Genomic DNA, 15,149 nt, shown 5'->3' on the forward strand with positions numbered 1-15,149 from the left:
GCGAGCCCTCTTCCTCGGCCCCATGACGCAGCTGGAAACGCGCACGGAGCCGATGGTGGTCAACTTCGGGCCCCACCACCCCTCGATGCACGGGGTGTTGCGGCTTGTGGTGACCCTGGACGGTGAGGACGTGGTGGATTGCGAGCCGGTCATCGGCTACCTCCACCGCGGCATGGAAAAGATTGCCGAGAACCGCACGAACGTGATGTTCGTGCCCTACGTCAGCCGCATGGACTATGCGGCTGGGATGTTCTACGAGGCGATCGTGGTCAACGCCCCGGAGCGCCTGGCCGACGTGCCGGTGCCCAAGCGGGCCAGCTACATCCGCGTGTTGATGCTTGAGCTCAACCGCATCGCCAACCACCTGCTCTGGCTTGGCCCCTTCCTGGCGGACGTGGGCGCCCAGACGCCGTTCTTCTACATCTTCCGCGAGCGGGAGATGATCTACGACCTCTGGGAAGCAGCCACCGGTCAGCGTCTGATCAACAACAACTACTTCCGCATTGGTGGTGTTGCAGCGGACCTGCCCTACGGCTGGCTGGACAAGTGCCTGGACTTCTGCGACTGGTTCGGCCCCAAGATCGACGAGTACGAAAAGCTGATCACCAACAACCCGATCTTCCGCAAGCGGATTGAGGGTCTCGGCACGATCACCCGCGAGCAGGCGATCAACTGGAGCCTGTCGGGCCCAATGCTGCGCGCCTCCGGGGTGCCCTGGGACCTGCGCAAGGTCGACCACTACGAGTGCTACGACGACTTCGACTGGAACGTGGCCTGGGAGAAGGAAGGCGACTGCTTCGCCCGCTACCGCGTGCGCATCGAGGAGATGCGCCAGTCCCTCAAGATCCTGCGGCAGGCCTGCGAAATGATCCCGGGCGGCCCGACCGAAAACCTGGAAGCCCGCCGCATGGCCGAGGGCAAGGGCAGTGAATTCGCTGGCTTCGACTATCAGATCGTGGCCAAGAAAGTGGCGCCCACCTTCAAGATCCCCAACGGCGAGCTCTACACCCGTCTGGAATCAGGCAAGGGAGAGATCGGTGTGTTCCTGCAGGGCAACAACGATGTGACCCCCTGGCGCTTCAAGATCCGCGCGGCCGACTTCACCAACCTGCAGATCCTTCCCCACATCCTCAAGGGGGCCAAGGTGGCCGACATCATGGCGATCCTGGGCTCGATCGACGTGATCATGGGCTCGGTTGACCGCTAATCGGTTTCTTCAACGGATTCAACGCAGCGGCTATCTGCTGCCTGCCGGACTCACCGGCGCGCTCTGGCTGAAGGGCCTGCACCCGGGCCTGCCCGGCTGGAGCTGTCCGCTGCGGGCACTCACGGGCGTTCCCTGCCCGACCTGCTATTTGACCCGCGCCACTGCCGCCAGCTTGACCGGCAATCTTGATGGGGCCCTGCAGCTCCATGCTTTTGGTCCAGTGGTGGCAGGGGCCCTACTGGCTTGGTCCGTGTTCTCGATCCGCCAAAGGCGCCTGCTGCCGCGGGGGATCCCGGCCTGGCCAGTCGGCGCTGGTGTCGTCACCCTCCTGGGCTATTGGCTCCTGCGCGTCGGGGTGAGCTTTGGTGGCTGGCCAGGGCCTGGGCTGCTGCACTTCCCGCTGGGGCAGCTCAGCTAATCAGCCCCTTGTTGTAGGCAGCGTTCTGCAAATAGAAGGAACTGACTGGTAGCGCCAACAGGGCACCAAAACCACAGGTGCAGATCGACACCACCAGAACAAGAAGGGTCGTTAGCAGTTCCAGACCCAAATACTGGATCCCCTGGGGAGAGCGAAAGAGGGCCTGGACCGACGCGGCAAAAGCATCGGTCACGCTCAAGTTGGTGTTGAAAATGCGATTCACATAGAGAGGGGTGACGAACAAGATCAACACCCCTGGAAGCACGCAAAAGAGGAAGCCCACCAGAACCAGGACCGTAAACAGAACACCGGCCCAGAGGTAACGCCAGGGCTTCTCGAACAGCGCTGCAAAGGCAGCCTGAACCGTAATCACCTCACCGCGTTCGTAATAGAGAGCGGGAATAGCCGCAAGCAACACCCCGACGAAACTGGAGAGGACCATGAAGGGCAACTGACCGAGCTGCCCCAGGACCATCGCCAACACCGTTCCACCGCCATTGGGGTCGGCGCCGCTGAGCATCGTCAGCAAGGCACTGATCACGAAATAGACCACCGTGCCGATCACGCTGATGCCCATCGCCGCGATCCAGGCCAACAAAATCGCAGGCACGTGAGCAACAAAGGCTTCCCAGGCCCGATTAATGCTGGGTGATTCCGTAGCCAGCGGCGAGGCCATGTCATCCCTCAAACTGAACCCATCGTGCAGAGCCCTTCGCGGGTTTGACTTCGGCCTGCAATGAATCCGAACAGCTGGTTGATGCTTTGCCGCAGCGTGCGTTTCGGTGAAACCGACGCCGCCGGGGTCATGCACTTTCAACAGCTCCTGCGCTGGTGCCATGAGGCCTACGAAGAAAGCCTCGAGCGCTTTGGCCTCAACGCAGCCGAGATTTTCCCGACCCCTGGGTGCACTCCAGAGGTGGGCCTACCGATCGTTCACTGCAGCGCCGATTTCCGCCGCCCTTTGGTCTGCGGATCCCCGCTGGCCATCAGCCTGAAACCGACGCGGCTCGATCCGGGCTGCTTTGAAGTGCGCTACAGCTTCAGCAGCGACGACCAGCTGGTCGCTGAGGGGCTCACACGCCATCTGGCCATCCGCAGCGACGGCCGGCAACGCTGTGAATTACCGCCAGGGATCAATCGTTGGCTGGAAGCCTCTGCCCTACAAGGCGGGATTCAGCCCCTTTAGAAACAACGCCAAGGCACCAGAACAGCGCAGCCAGTTGCAGCGGCAGCAAACTCGCCAGCAGAGCAAAGGGGTGGAATCCCTGCGCCGGAACCGTTGAGAACAAGCCCACACTGACCAGAGCGGAGAGCGGCAGGATCCAGCGATGGGCCGACTTCAAGGCCACACCTCAGAACCACTCTTTGCTGTTCTGGATGTAGATCGACTCGAATTCTTCTGGGGTCTTCGTGAGGTAGATGATTCCCTCAATGATTCCAATCACGCCCATCACAAAACCAGCGATGCCACAGGTCAACACCGTGACCAGCAACATGATCAGCCCAGCGGTGTTGTAACCCAGCACAAATTTGTGCACACCGAATGAGCCCAAAAAGATCGCCAGCAGGCCAGCCGCGAGCTTTTTATTGCTGGCTTCGGTGAGGTTGCTCTCGACCATCGGTCCTCCCGCCACAGGCCGCTTCTAGCAAAGGCCGCTGGATCTGTCACGGCAGGGACTCGAGCCAATGGCGCCAGCGCTGGCGCTCCCACTTGCCCATGGCATTGCGCTCCAAGCCCTCACAGCAGAGCCACTGACGGGGCCGCTGGGCCGGAGGCAACAGCTCTGCCAGCCGCTGCAGAGAGCGCACCAGCGCTGGCCAGTCCTGCGGTCCGGCCGGCCGCACCAGGGCCAGCAAGCGGGCGCCCCACAGGGGGTCCTCTACCGGAAGCAGCAGCAGCGACTCGATCGGCAGACCCGCCTGCTTGAGCTGCTGCTGCAACACCAGCTCCACCTGCTCAGGGAACACCGTTTCCCCGCCGCTTTGGATCGCACCATCCAGTCGGCCCAGCAGCTGAAGACCACCCGCATCAAGGCGGGCGAGGTCGCCACTGCTCCACCAGCCCTGCTGCAGCGGCAGGGGCTCCCAGGCCTCACCAGACCAGAGGGCCGCCGCCAGGCTCTCGCCGCGGATCTGCAGGGCGCCACTGCTGGGGTCAACCTGCAGCTCGGCATGGGCCAAGGGCTGACCGCAACCGCTCTGTCCCGCCAAAAAAGCCTGCGGCAACTGAGCCGCCACCATCGCCCCCGTCTCCGTACTGCCGTAGCAGGGGGCCAGGTGCAGGCCCTCGCGCCGGCAGGCCTCCGCCAGCGCCTGCGGCAAGGCCGCTCCGCCGACCCAGATCACGGCACAGCCGCGCAACCAGGCCAGAGCGCGGGGATCCTCCAGCAGCCGCTGCAGCTGCGTTGGCACCAGTGAGACCAGCGCCGGCCGCTTGCGATCGAGGGGGGCGTTTTCAACAAGCAGCGCCGGGTCCCGCAACCACTGCGGCGGCAAACAACGCATGGGCACCCGCCACTGCTCGGCCCGCACCAGGGGCATCAGGCCACTGATGTGGTGCAGCGGCAGGGGGTTGAGCAGCTCACAGGCCCCTGGGTCGAGGCCGACGCCCAGGAGCCATTCGGCCGTGGCTGTGGCCGCGCGCTGCAGGCCAGCCAAGGGCTGCAGGCACCAGCGGCGCGCGCCGGCACTGCCGCCGGTGCCCAGCACGACTCCCGGGCCCAGGCCGGCTGGCAGGGCTGCCTCCAGTAGGGGCGCCACCGTCTCCTGTTCCTGGGGCGCCACCACCGCCGTGGTCAGTCCATCGCGCCAACTCAACCGCAGCTGCTCGGCCAAGGCCGCACGGTCCCCCTGATCCAGCAGCAACTGCAAAGGGCTCATGGGGCTGCCGCCTCCCAAACCTGCTGGGGATCGGCGCTGAACAGGGGGCCCTCTGGCTGCCAGGCGGGCGCCAGGCCCGGGGCCACCGGAGTGGGGCCGAGGGCCTGGAGACCGGCCAGGTGATGCAGAAAGCGCCGGCCAATCCCTGTCTCGAAGGCCGTGCTGACCACCAGGCGGGGCAGGCCCCGCTGCAACTGCTGAAGCAGAGGACGCGGATCGCCCTCCGCCAGGGGCCGGTGCACGCGCCAGCCCGTCCAGTCGGCGCCATAGAGCTCCGGGCACTGCCGCAGGGCTTCATCGAGGGCCACTGGAACGCGCTCCGCCAGGGTCCTCAGCCCCTGGACATCAGCTGGAGCCAGCGGTTGCTCCAGCCACTGCAAGCGCGACTCGCCCTGCAGGCGCTCCGCCCAACCCTGGGCCGTCTGACGATCCCAGGCGCCGTTGGCATCCAGGCGCAGGTGCCAATTCGCTGGGAGTTGCTCCAGCAACCGATCCAACAGCGCGCGCTCCTGGGCGTCAGCGCCGACCGCCACCTTCCACTTCACAGTCCGGGGAGCCGCGGATGAACGCTCCAGCAGGGCCGCCATGGCCGGGAGAACCTCCGAACCAGCCGGCAGAAGCTCAGCGGAGGTGGGCGCCTGGAGCCAGCCGTCCTCGCCCAGGCCATCCAGCTCAGCCAGGGCCATCCCCAAGCCCAAGGCCAAGGCACTGGGCAGCTCGGGCAGCTGCGCCTCGAGTCCGCTGCGCTCCTGCTCCAGCGGGAATTGCTCGAGGGCCTGCTGCAGCGGAAGCCGCCCTGGCTCAGGTTTGATCCAGGCGGCGGGCAGCTCGGGCACCTCCCCCCATCCCAAGCGCCCAGCCGGTCCCTGCAGTCGCAGCAACCAACCCCGACGATCCAGCCAGCGTCCTTGGGCACTGACCAAGGCACTGGGCAGCCGAAAGCAATAGGGCCGCCACTGCAGTTGCATCAGCCCAAGGCCAAGCCCAGGGCCAGACCCAAGCCGTTGAGGGCCTGGAAACGCAGGGCCAAAAACTTGCTGCCACTGATGCGCTCCGGTTCGCGGTGGTGCTCCCGCAGCAGGCGAATCAGGGCCTGGGCTGGAGGCAAGCCCGCCGCCCCCAGCAGTGCGGTCAAGGGCCAATGGTTCACCAGAACCGGCGCCCACTCAAACGCCAGGCAACCCGCCACAAACCAGGGCACCAGGGCCGCCGCCCGTCCCGTGCCCAGGCGCACCACAGGAGAGCGTTTGCCATGGGCCGCGTCCTCCTCCACCTGATGGAAGTGGGAGCAGAACAGCACCAAGGTCGTCGCCAAGGCCGGACCACTGCCCAACTCCAGGGCCGCCCGCCAGGGCACCGCCGCTGCTCCCGCTGGGGCGAGGGCCATCAAGCCGGCGGCCGTCGCCAAGGGACCGAAGGCCAACCAGCAAAGGGGCTCTCCCAGACCGCGATAGCCCAGGCGGAACGGGGGGCCTTGGTAGAGGTAGCCCAGACCGCAGCAGGCCAGCACCAGGGCCAGCACGGCGCCATGGCTGCGCGCAGCCACCAGGGCCATCAACAGCAGGCCGAGCAACAGAGCTCCATTGGCCAGAAGCGACACCCGATCCCGCCGGCCCGTGAGATTCACCAGGGAATGGGGCTTCCCGTTGGCATCGACGCCCGTATCCGCATCAAAGACGTCATTGGCCAGGTTCTCCCAAGCCAGCAGCAGCACGGCCGCGAGCAGAAACAACAGCAGCTGATCCAGCCGCACCGGGAGCTCCTGCTGCACACGCCAACCGGCGGCCAGCAGGACTGGCATCACGGCCACGGCATACATCGGCCACTTGATCGCAGCCTTCCACAGGCGCCTGCGCTCGGCGGCAGGGGCATGAAGGCTTGCGACGACCTGAGGCTCGTCAGCGGGCAGAGGCAACTCGAGGTGCGGGAAGGCCCATACATTTGAGCAGCCGCATCGGCCCGTTTCGGTTGCAGGCCCCCACCAGCGTCACAACCAGCTTCAGCGATCTGCTGACCGCCGCCCAGGCAGGTGAGCGCCAGCTCGAGGGAGAGGGCGTGCTCAGCCTGGCCGTGGCGATCCCCAGCCGGGATCCGATGGCGCTGCTCAGCCAGCTGGAAGAGGGAGAGCGGTTTCGCTTCCTCTGGGACAGCGCCCCCGGGCTGTGCCTCGCCGCCAGCGGACGCTGCAACAGCCTGGAACTCAGCGGTCCCCGGCGCTTCGAATTAGCCCAGCGCTTCAGTGCCGTCAGCCTCAATCGCCTGGCCGCACCGCAACACTGCCCGCCCCTGGCACGGCCCAGGGTGCTGCTGGCGTTCTCGTTTTTTGACAGCCCCCTGCACGAAGGCGAAGGGGTGCCTGGCGTTCAGGCGGTCCTGCCCCGTTGGCAGCTGAGCAAGCAGGGGCGCCACTGCTGGCTGCGGCTGCAGCGCAACCTCGGCGGGGACATCAGCGCCCGCAGCGTCGCCGAAGAACTCTGGGAGCAGGCCGAGCGCCTGGGTGCCCTGCCCTCCGATCCCTGCGCCGACCAGGGGCATGCCCCCGGTCCGGCCATCGCCAGCCGCTCCTCCTGGCAGGAGGGCTACCGCTCTGTGGTGCAGCGCGGCGTGGAACTGGTCGAGGAGGGTCGCCTGCGCAAGTTGGTGCTGGCGGTGCGCCAGCAACTGCTCCTCGATCAACCGCTGGATCCGCTCCAGCTGTTGGCCCAACTCCGGCTGCGCCAACCCGGCAGCTGCCGCTTTCTCTGGCAGCAGGCTGGAGGTCCAGCCCTGCTGGGCGCCTCGCCCGAGCGACTGCTGACGGTGCGCCAGGGACAACTGCGCAGCGACGCCCTGGCCGGCACGGCGCCGGTGGGGCCGACTGCCGAGCTGCTGACCCGCTCCGACAAGGACCGGCGTGAACACGAACTCGTGGTCGAAGCGATCACCGACGTCCTGCGCGCCGCAGGCCTGACCACCCGCAGACCGCGTCACCCGCGACTGGCCAGGCACGGGCAGATGGTGCATCTGCACACCCCCATCAGTGCGGCGCTCGAGGATCAACAACCGCTCTCCCTGGCGGCCGCCCTGCATCCCACCCCGGCGGTGGCCGGCCTTCCCCGCCGCGAGGCCATGGCTGCCCTGCGCAGCCTGGAGCCATTCGAGCGGGGCTACTACGCCGCACCAATCGGCTGGATCGACAGCGAAGGGGACACCGAACTGCGCGTCGCCATCCGCAGCGGCAGCCTCCAGGGCCGCCGGCTCGAGCTCACCGCTGGCGCTGGCCTGGTGCGCGGATCCGCGGTTGAGCGCGAGCTGGCGGAAGTCGCCCTGAAACTCGGGGTGCTCCAACAGCAACTCGATTTGCCCCACAGCGAGAGCCTGCGCTGATGCAGCTGGGGGTCGGCACGGTCCTCCTAGCCCTCTGCCTGCTGGCTGCCCTGGGCCTGCGCCAATGGCTCGGCAAAACCCGACTCGAGCGGGTGATTTTTGAATCCGACACCCCCGCCGGCAAGAACTTCGATCTCGCTCTGCTGATCGCCATCGGCTCCAGCGTGCTGCTGGTGGCTCTGGAAAGTGATCGCCAGCTGGACAGCCTGTTTGGCCCCTGGTTCAGCGGTGCCGAGTGGGTCTTCTCCACCCTCTTCAGCCTGGAGTACCTGCTGCGCCTGCTCTGTAGCCGCACGCCCCTGCGCTACGCCCGCAGCTTTTTTGGCGTGGTGGATTTGGTCTCGAGCATTCCGCCCCTCCTGACCATTGGCATCCCCGTCGGTCAGGCCTTTCTGATCATTCGGGTGCTGCGCCTGCTGCGGGTGTTCCGGATCCTCAAGCTGGGGGCCTACCTCAAGGAGGCCGATCAGCTGCGTCAGGCCCTCGTCCAGAGCCGCCGCAAGATCACGGTGTTCCTGCTGACCATCGTTGCGCTGGTGGTGTTGATCGGCACCGCGATGTACGTGATCGAAGGCCCCGAGAGCGGCTTCCGCAGCATCCCGATCGGCATCTACTGGGCCGTCGTGACCATCACGACCGTGGGCTACGGCGATGTCGCTCCAGTCACACCCCTCGGCCGCTTTGTGGCCTCATTGGTGATGCTCCTGGGCTACAGCATCATTGCCGTTCCCACTGGAATTGTTGGGGCGAAATTCCAGCAGATGCAGCGGTTGCAACCGACCCTGGTGCAGCGCAGCTGCGGGCAGTGCCACACCACGAGCCACAGGGCTGAAGCTCAGTTCTGCGATCACTGCGGAGCAGGCCTACCCAGCTAGGAGGCGCTCCATCGTCTGATCGGCCAGGGGGATGCCGCTCAGCCGCTCCACCTCACGCACCCCGGTGGGGCTGGTGACATTGATCTCACTCAGGCGTCCATCGATGACGTCGATGCCGACGAAGAACAGCCCCTCCGCCCGCAGGCTTGTGGTCAACTCCGCGCAGATCTGACGCTCCCGCTCCGTCAGTTCCGTCGCCTGGGGCGAGCCACCCACCGCGAGGTTGCTGCGGAACTCCCCGGCCGCAGGCTTTCGGTTCACCGCCCCCAGGGGCTCACCATCCACCAAGAGGATGCGCTTGTCGCCGGCCGTCACCGCCGGGAGAAAGGCCTGGACCATCACCGGCAGGGCCTGTTGGGCCGTGACCAGCTCAAGCAGGGCCTTCAAACCCGGCGCTGCTCCATGGCTGCGCACGACCCCTTGACCGGCTCGCCCGCCGAGGGGTTTGAGCACCACATCACCGTGGTCTGCGGCAAAGGCCGCCAGTTGCTCCACATCAGCGCTGACCAGGCTGGGGGCCATCAGATGGCTCCAACGCAGCGCTCCCAGCTTTTCGTTCCAAGCCCGCAGCGAAGCGGGGCGATTCAGGACCCGCACCCCCTGGCGCTCCGCCAGCTCCAACAGGTGGGTGGCGTAGAGGTACGCCTCATCCACCGGTGGGTCCTTGCGCATCCACACCAGCGGAAAGCTGCTGAGGGGAAGCCAGCGGGGCTCATCCGCTTCAAACCACTGGTCCGGAAGGTCCCAGCCGCTCGCCGTCGGCCTGATCTCAGCCAAGCGAATCGGCTGGGCCTGCACCAGGGCGTCCTGGCCTTGCACGGAGAGCTGGGCTGGCGTACAGACCCAGACCTGCTGACCGGCGCGCTGGGCCGCCTGCATCAGGGCGACGCTGGAGTCTTTGGTTGGACGCAGCCGTGCGATCGGATCGATCACAAACAGCTGCGCGGGCAGACCGCTAGTGAGAGCGCTCAAGCTCAGGCTCCCAGCAGGGCATCGAGCTGGCCACTGCGCTCAAGGGCGTAGAGGTCATCACAGCCGCCGACGTGTTCACCGTTAATGAAGGTCTGGGGAACACTGGTGCGTCCACCCGCTTTCTCAGACATGGCCCGGCGGGCGGCCTGATCGCCGTCAATGGCGTATTCGGTGTAGGTCACACCCTTGCGATCCAGGAGCGCCTTGGCGCGAATGCAAAACGGACAGGCGCGCCAGGTGTAGATCTCAACCGTCGGCATGGCGCCACTTCTCAAGCGTTTCGAAATCCTAGAAGCGAGATTTGAGGGTCTTGGACGGGAAGCCGACCCGCCCAAGGCCTGCGCTGATACGGTCAAACCAAGTTCCTCTCGGCCTGGTGCTCGACCTCACCGACTTCAAGCGCGATCTCTCTGAGCTCACTGACCGCCTGGGCAATGCCCAGGACTGTCTTTGACGTCGCTGCACTGAAAGCACGGCAACAGGATCTCGAGCAACTGGCCTCCCAGCCAGATTTTTGGGATGACCAAAAGCTGGCGCAGTCCAAGATGCGCCAGCTCGATGAGGTGAAAGCCCAGCTCGAGCAGCTGAGCCAGTGGCAGGGGGCCGTGGCCGACGCCGAGGCCACGGTTGAGATCTATGGGCTCGAGCCCGATGACGAATTACTCAGCGAATCGGACGCAGCGCTGAAGAAGCTGCGGGCGGACCTCGATCGCTGGGAGCTCGAGCGCCTGCTCAGCGGCACCTATGACAAAGAGGGGGCCGTGATCAGCATCAATGCCGGCGCCGGCGGCACCGACGCCCAGGACTGGGCGCTGATGCTGATGCGGATGTACACCCGCTGGGCCGAAGACCACGGCATGAAGGTGACCGTGGACGAACTCAGCGACGGGGAAGAGGCGGGGATCAAAAGCTGCACGATTGAAATCGAGGGCCGCTACGCCTACGGCTATCTGCGCAACGAGAAGGGCACCCACCGGCTGGTGCGCATCTCACCGTTCAACGCCAACGACAAGCGCCAAACCAGCTTCGCGGGCGTGGAGGTGATGCCCAAGATCGAGGAGGAGGTGAAGCTGGATATTCCCGAAAAGGACCTGGAGATCACCACCTCACGCTCAGGCGGCGCCGGCGGCCAGAACGTGAACAAGGTGGAGACCGCCGTGCGCATCCTCCACATCCCGACGGGTCTGTTCGTGCGCTGCACCCAGGAGCGCTCCCAGCTCCAGAACAAGGAAAAGGCCATGGCCCTGCTGATGGCCAAGCTGCTGGTGATCGCCCAGGAGCAGCGCGCCGCTGAGATCGCCGACATCCGCGGCGACATCGTCGAAGCGGCTTGGGGCAACCAGATCCGCAACTACGTCTTCCACCCGTACCAAATGGTGAAAGACCTGCGCACCCAGCACGAAACCACCGACGTGCAAGGCGTGATGGATGGCGATCTCGATCCCTTCATCCAGAGCCTGCTGCATGCCGGCGTTGAAGTGGCCGGAGCCAGCAGCGATGACTGATCCCACGACGCAAGAGACCTCCGGCGCGGCCGGTGAGAACCCCAGTTTCACGAAACTGGCGATGCGCAACATGGTGCGCAAGGGCAAGTTGAGCCTGTTCCACTTCGGCCTGACCGCCCTGGGGTTTGTCGGCTTCATCGTCCTGGTGGCCTGGCTGGGCAAACCCCAAGTACCTGGAGCCTGAAGCGATGACGGCCGAACCCGACCTGGATTTGGCCTTTGAGGCCGCGGAGGATCTACCGGAAGCCCTGGTTGAGGCTGCCGCTGAGCTCTGCGATCCGATCCAGGGGATCGAGCCCTGGCATGCACTGATCAACGGCTGGCTGAGCCAGCTCAAGGGCGAACTCCCAGAGCCCCTCCAGGCGCCGGCCTACAGCCTCGGCCTGAGCCTGGTGAACGACGAAGAGATCGCTGCCCTCAACAGCGATTGGCGTGACAAGGAAGGGGCGACGGACGTGCTGGCCTTCGCCGCCCAGGACGACGGCCTGGACGACGCCCCAGCGATCCCCATGCCCGACTTCGACGGGGAGGAGGGATTGCTCGATGCCCTGGAGCTCGGCGACATCGTCATCTCCGTCGAAACCGCTGCGCGGCAGGCCCCGGAACACGGGCACAACCTGCGGGAGGAACTGCTGTTCCTGGCCACCCATGGCTTGCTGCACCTGCTGGGCTGGGACCATCCCGACGACGCCAGCCTCGAGGCGATGTTGCAGAGGCAGCAGCAGCTTCTCGCCGGGACCCAGCAGCGGTAGGGTGCGGCCAAAGGGCTGCACCAGTCGCCTTTGCCCATGCTTCAACCCCAGGACCCGGATCCAACCTCCAGGCGAGGCCTGCATCAGGCGAGCGAGGCGGGAACTGGTGCTGGCAATAAGGTGCGGCGGCTCGGAGCCTGGCAGGTCGCCAGTGATCTGCCGGCCAGCTTTCGCTATGCCGCCCAGGGCCTGATCTACGGCTTCCGCAGCCAGCGGAATTTCCGCATCCATGTGGTGACCGGGGCCTGTGTCTTTGGCCTGGGCCTCTGGTTGCAGCTGCCCCTGCCCCAACTGGCCGTCCTGGTCTTGACCGTGGCCGCCGTCCTGGTGCTGGAACTGATCAACACCGCCACCGAAGCGGTGGTCGACCTGGCCATCGGCCGGCAATTTCACCCCCTGGCTCGAATCGCCAAGGATTGCGCCGCCGCAGCGGTCTTGGTGGCTGCCCTGAGTTCCTTGGTGATCGCGGCGCTGCTGGTGCTCCCCGCCCTCTTGGTCCGTCTGGGCGTTTGAATGGTGCCCTGGCTGCAGGGCTGATGCTTCTCGTTCTCGACAACTACGACAGCTTCACCTTCAACCTGGTGCAGTACCTGGGTGAACTGGCGGCCGACCACCCCATCACTGAAGACCTGCGGGTCGAGCGCAACGACGCCTTGAGCCTGGAGCAGATCCGTGAGCTCAACCCCGACGCCATCTTGATTTCGCCGGGCCCCGGCGACCCGGATCAATCCGGGGTCTGCCTCGAGGTCCTGAGAGAACTCAGCCCAAGGATCCCCACCTTGGGGGTTTGCCTGGGCCATCAATCCATTGCCCAGGTCTACGGCGGCAAGGTGATCCGAGCCAAGGAGCTGATGCATGGCAAGACCTCACCGGTGCTCCATGAGGGTGCTGGGGTCTTCGCCGGCTTGCCCAACCCCCTAACGGCCACCCGCTACCACAGCCTGATTGCCGAGCGGGAGTCCCTGCCCGACTGCCTCGAGATCACCGCTTGGCTCGAAGACGGCACGATCATGGGCCTGCGCCACAGGGAGTACCCCCATCTGCAGGGGGTGCAGTTCCACCCGGAAAGCGTCCTCACCCAGAGCGGTCATCAGCTCCTTGGAAATTTCCTGGCCCAAGCGGCAGCCGGCTAACGTTCGGCCCAACTCCAGCTGCTCCATGGCCCTGCTGATCCGCACCCTGGCTGCCGCAGCCGTCGCCCTGCCCCTGGCGGCGAGTGCCAACACCGGTGTGACGATCACCAGCTACGGCCACAGCGCCCTGCTGATCCAAGGCGGTGGCGCCAAGGTTCTGGTGAACCCGTTCAAGGCCGTGGCCTGCGCCTCAGGACTGGCGGAACCCCGGGTCAGCGCCAATGTGATTCTCGCCAGCAGCCTGCTGCTGGATGAAGGCGCTCCAGTGGCGAAAGGCAAGTTTCTGAGCCAACCGGGCTCCTACCGCCTCGCCGGCCTCAAGATCGAAGGCATCTCCGCACCCCACGACCGTTTTGGCGGTCGGCGCTTCGGCCAGGCCACCCTCTGGCGCTGGAACCAGGGCGGCCTGAGCTTTGCCCACCTCGGTGGCACAGCCGCCCAGCTGAGTCCTGAGGATCGTGTGCTGCTGGGCAAGCCCGACGTGCTGATCGTCGGTGTCGGCGGCGGCGCCAAGGTTTACGACGGGGCGGAAGCCGCGGCGGTGGTGCGTGAGTTGGCACCCAAGCGGGTGATCCCAGTGCAGTACGTCAGCGGCAAAACCCCGGCGAACTGCGACCAAAGCAGCGTCGAACCCTTCCTGGAGGCCATGAAGGGCACCAGCGTCAAACGGGTCGGCCGGGTGCTGAGCCTGCCGGGCAAGCTCGGCGAGGGCACCCAGATCGACGTCATGCGCTAGGCCGCGAGTCCTTCCAGGGCGGCATAGGCCGCCCAGAACTGCTGCATCTGCGCTGTGGTTCCCAGGCTGACCCGCAGTGAGCCATCAATCAACGGCTTGCCGGTCATCGCCCGCACCAGGATTCCCGCCTCCCGCAACCCCTGATCGATCCGTGCTGGATCGTTCTTCGGCCAGACCAGCAGATAGTTCCCACCATCGATGTGGTGGCGCACTCCAGCTGCTTTGAGCTGCTGGGCCATCCAGGTGCGGGCCTGCAACACCTCCTGCACGTAGGCATCCACGTAGGCCTGATCCTTCAGGGCCGCGAAGGCCGCGGTGACCGCAAAGCTGTTGATGTCATAGGGCCCCGTGACGCGGCTGATGCGATCCACCACCGAGGGATGGCCCAGGGCAAAGCCGATGCGCAGCCCCGCCAGGCCGGCGGTTTTGGCCAAGGAGCGCAGCACCAGCAGATTCGGAGTGGCGGCGAAATCGGCCGTGGGCAGCACGCTGTCACCGGTGAAGGCCTCGTAGAGCTCATCCACCACCACCAGGGTTGCCGGAGCCGCGGCCGCGAGCTCAAGGATCAGCTCCGGAGCCAAGCGAGTTCCCGTGGGGTTGTTGGGGTTGCAGATCAGAAGCAGACGAGGCTGCAGGGCCTGCAGGCGCTCGCGAATCGCCTCCAGAGGGAACTCGAAGGACTCCCCGACGTAGGGAACGGCCTCAATCACCATCCCCTGCATCTGAGCGCAGGGGGTGTAGTAACCAAAGGTTGGCGAGGTGGTGAGCAACGTCTCACCGCGGTCGCCATAGGCGTGGAAGACGGCATGAATCGCCGCATCAACGCCATTGAATAGACCGACCTGCTCGGGCTGCAGCGGGAGCCCAAGGTTGGCGACCACCGCTTCGCGCAGACCGTCGTACTCCGGATAGATACCGATGTGATCGGCGGGAATGGAGCGCAGCGCTTCAACAACGCGGGGGCTTGGGCCGACGGTGTTCTCGTTGAAATCCAGCCGCAGGAGCTTTCGGCGTCCCTCCAGGGGGGCGCTGTAGGCATGCAGGCTCTCCACCTCGGGGCGAGCCAATGGCGACGGTTGCTCCATCACATCCGATCCAGCGTTGGGATACCCAACAGACCCAAGCCCAGTTTGAGGGTGTCGGCGGTCAGACGGCAAAGGGCCAGGCGAGACGGCAGGGCCTCTGGCTCAGCCTTGAGCACGGGCACCTGGTCGTAGAAGCGGTTGAAGACCTGGCTCAGTTCAAAGAGATAGGTGCAGAGGCGATTGGGCAGCAACTCCTCCTCCACCTCGGCGATCACCGCAT

The 15,149-nt window shown here is 65.7% G+C and carries 20 protein-coding genes; 11 read left to right on the forward strand and 9 right to left on the reverse strand.

The window, feature by feature from the left end; all coding sequences use genetic code 11:
- The first annotated feature begins 22 nt into the window (after window positions 1-22).
- Both QZ189_RS05150 and QZ189_RS05155 read left to right on the forward strand, forming a co-directional pair.
- Window positions 23-1,207 carry an NAD(P)H-quinone oxidoreductase subunit H gene (locus QZ189_RS05150; protein WP_010313409.1) on the forward strand — a complete coding sequence of 395 codons (1,185 nt, stop codon included), beginning with the start codon at window positions 23-25 and terminating at the stop codon, window positions 1,205-1,207.
- A complete protein-coding gene (locus QZ189_RS05155) occupies window positions 1,197-1,625 on the forward strand; it encodes a DUF2752 domain-containing protein (protein WP_296421145.1) in 429 nt (142 codons plus the stop codon). The genes QZ189_RS05150 and QZ189_RS05155 overlap by 11 nt, the downstream gene beginning before the upstream one ends.
- Here QZ189_RS05155 and QZ189_RS05160 read toward each other — a convergent pair.
- Complete coding sequence (locus QZ189_RS05160; protein ID WP_296421147.1) at window positions 1,618-2,301, reverse strand: hypothetical protein; 684 nt, start codon at window positions 2,299-2,301, stop codon at window positions 1,618-1,620. The two genes, QZ189_RS05155 and QZ189_RS05160, sit on opposite strands and share 8 nt — an antisense overlap.
- Before the next feature lie 60 nt (window positions 2,302-2,361).
- Here QZ189_RS05160 and QZ189_RS05165 point away from each other — a divergent pair, with 60 nt between their 5' ends.
- The gene (locus QZ189_RS05165; protein WP_010313415.1) at window positions 2,362-2,811 is read left to right on the forward strand and encodes a thioesterase family protein; all 450 of its coding nucleotides are present in this window, start codon (window positions 2,362-2,364) and stop codon (window positions 2,809-2,811) included.
- 166 nt (window positions 2,812-2,977) lie between these two features.
- Here QZ189_RS05165 and QZ189_RS05170 read toward each other — a convergent pair whose 3' ends face one another.
- Genes QZ189_RS05170 through menA form a run of 4 tightly spaced genes read right to left on the reverse strand, consistent with a single transcriptional unit; the run spans window position 2,978 to window position 6,324 of the window.
- Complete coding sequence (locus tag QZ189_RS05170; RefSeq protein WP_010313418.1) at window positions 2,978-3,244, reverse strand: TM2 domain-containing protein; 267 nt, start codon at window positions 3,242-3,244, stop codon at window positions 2,978-2,980.
- Window positions 3,245-3,290: 46 nt separating this feature from the next.
- Window positions 3,291-4,505 carry an AMP-binding protein gene (locus tag QZ189_RS05175; RefSeq protein WP_296421149.1) on the reverse strand — a complete coding sequence of 405 codons (1,215 nt, stop codon included), beginning with the start codon at window positions 4,503-4,505 and terminating at the stop codon, window positions 3,291-3,293.
- On the reverse strand, window positions 4,502-5,473 hold the full coding sequence (menC, locus tag QZ189_RS05180) for an o-succinylbenzoate synthase (protein ID WP_296421151.1): 972 nt from the start codon (window positions 5,471-5,473) through the stop codon (window positions 4,502-4,504). Before menC ends, QZ189_RS05175 begins: the two co-directional genes overlap by 4 nt.
- Window positions 5,473-6,324, reverse strand: coding sequence for a 2-carboxy-1,4-naphthoquinone phytyltransferase (menA, locus tag QZ189_RS05185; protein WP_296421165.1), 852 nt, complete (start codon window positions 6,322-6,324; stop codon window positions 5,473-5,475). The genes menC and menA overlap by 1 nt, the downstream gene beginning before the upstream one ends.
- Before the next feature lie 122 nt (window positions 6,325-6,446).
- Between menA and QZ189_RS05190 the strand changes: the two genes are divergently transcribed.
- Both QZ189_RS05190 and QZ189_RS05195 read left to right on the forward strand, forming a co-directional pair.
- Window positions 6,447-7,871 (forward strand): isochorismate synthase, encoded by a 1,425-nt coding sequence (locus QZ189_RS05190; protein ID WP_296416563.1) that lies wholly within the window; start codon window positions 6,447-6,449, stop codon window positions 7,869-7,871.
- A complete protein-coding gene (locus tag QZ189_RS05195) occupies window positions 7,871-8,746 on the forward strand; it encodes an ion transporter (protein WP_296416564.1) in 876 nt (291 codons plus the stop codon). The genes QZ189_RS05190 and QZ189_RS05195 overlap by 1 nt, the downstream gene beginning before the upstream one ends.
- Here the strand turns inward: QZ189_RS05195 and gshB are convergent.
- A complete protein-coding gene (gene gshB, locus QZ189_RS05200) occupies window positions 8,735-9,718 on the reverse strand; it encodes a glutathione synthase (RefSeq protein WP_296421154.1) in 984 nt (327 codons plus the stop codon). The genes QZ189_RS05195 and gshB overlap by 12 nt on opposite strands.
- A 2-nt stretch (window positions 9,719-9,720) precedes the next feature.
- The gene (gene grxC, locus QZ189_RS05205; RefSeq protein ID WP_247476841.1) at window positions 9,721-9,978 is read right to left on the reverse strand and encodes a glutaredoxin 3; all 258 of its coding nucleotides are present in this window, start codon (window positions 9,976-9,978) and stop codon (window positions 9,721-9,723) included.
- A gap of 116 nt (window positions 9,979-10,094) precedes the next feature.
- On the opposite strand from grxC, the gene prfB reads away from it, so the two are divergent.
- The 6 genes from prfB (at window position 10,095) to QZ189_RS05235 (ending at window position 13,844) form a co-directional block, all read left to right on the forward strand.
- Window positions 10,095-11,223 (forward strand): peptide chain release factor 2 gene (gene prfB / locus QZ189_RS05210; protein ID WP_296416566.1). Its coding sequence is split into 2 segments (ribosomal slippage): window positions 10,095-10,169 and window positions 10,171-11,223, totalling 1,128 coding nucleotides; the frame shifts between segments, so codons are not numbered across the junction.
- Entirely contained in the window at window positions 11,216-11,407 is a 192-nt protein-coding gene (locus QZ189_RS05215) for a DUF3285 domain-containing protein (protein WP_010313447.1), read from the forward strand. The genes prfB and QZ189_RS05215 overlap by 8 nt, the downstream gene beginning before the upstream one ends.
- A gap of 4 nt (window positions 11,408-11,411) precedes the next feature.
- Window positions 11,412-11,975 (forward strand): rRNA maturation RNase YbeY, encoded by a 564-nt coding sequence (ybeY, locus tag QZ189_RS05220; protein ID WP_296416567.1) that lies wholly within the window; start codon window positions 11,412-11,414, stop codon window positions 11,973-11,975.
- Window positions 11,976-12,011: 36 nt separating this feature from the next.
- Window positions 12,012-12,488: a diacylglycerol kinase family protein gene (locus QZ189_RS05225; protein ID WP_296419131.1), complete on the forward strand. Its 477-nt coding sequence runs from the start codon at window positions 12,012-12,014 to the stop codon at window positions 12,486-12,488.
- A 23-nt stretch (window positions 12,489-12,511) separates the two neighbouring features.
- Complete coding sequence (locus tag QZ189_RS05230) at window positions 12,512-13,108, forward strand: aminodeoxychorismate/anthranilate synthase component II (protein WP_296419134.1); 597 nt, start codon at window positions 12,512-12,514, stop codon at window positions 13,106-13,108.
- A gap of 25 nt (window positions 13,109-13,133) precedes the next feature.
- Complete coding sequence (locus tag QZ189_RS05235) at window positions 13,134-13,844, forward strand: MBL fold metallo-hydrolase (RefSeq protein WP_296416570.1); 711 nt, start codon at window positions 13,134-13,136, stop codon at window positions 13,842-13,844.
- Here QZ189_RS05235 and QZ189_RS05240 read toward each other — a convergent pair.
- Window positions 13,841-14,929, reverse strand: coding sequence for a histidinol-phosphate transaminase (locus QZ189_RS05240; protein ID WP_296421156.1), 1,089 nt, complete (start codon window positions 14,927-14,929; stop codon window positions 13,841-13,843). The genes QZ189_RS05235 and QZ189_RS05240 overlap by 4 nt on opposite strands.
- Window positions 14,929-15,149 (reverse strand): DALR anticodon-binding domain-containing protein (locus tag QZ189_RS05245; protein WP_296421158.1); only part of this gene is annotated, 221 nt, incomplete at its 5' end. The genes QZ189_RS05245 and QZ189_RS05240, both read right to left, overlap by 1 nt.

It is taken from the genome of Vulcanococcus sp. CPBay_Sum15L08_68, assembly GCF_017855895.1.
Lineage (GTDB): Bacteria > Cyanobacteriota > Cyanobacteriia > PCC-6307 > Cyanobiaceae > Vulcanococcus.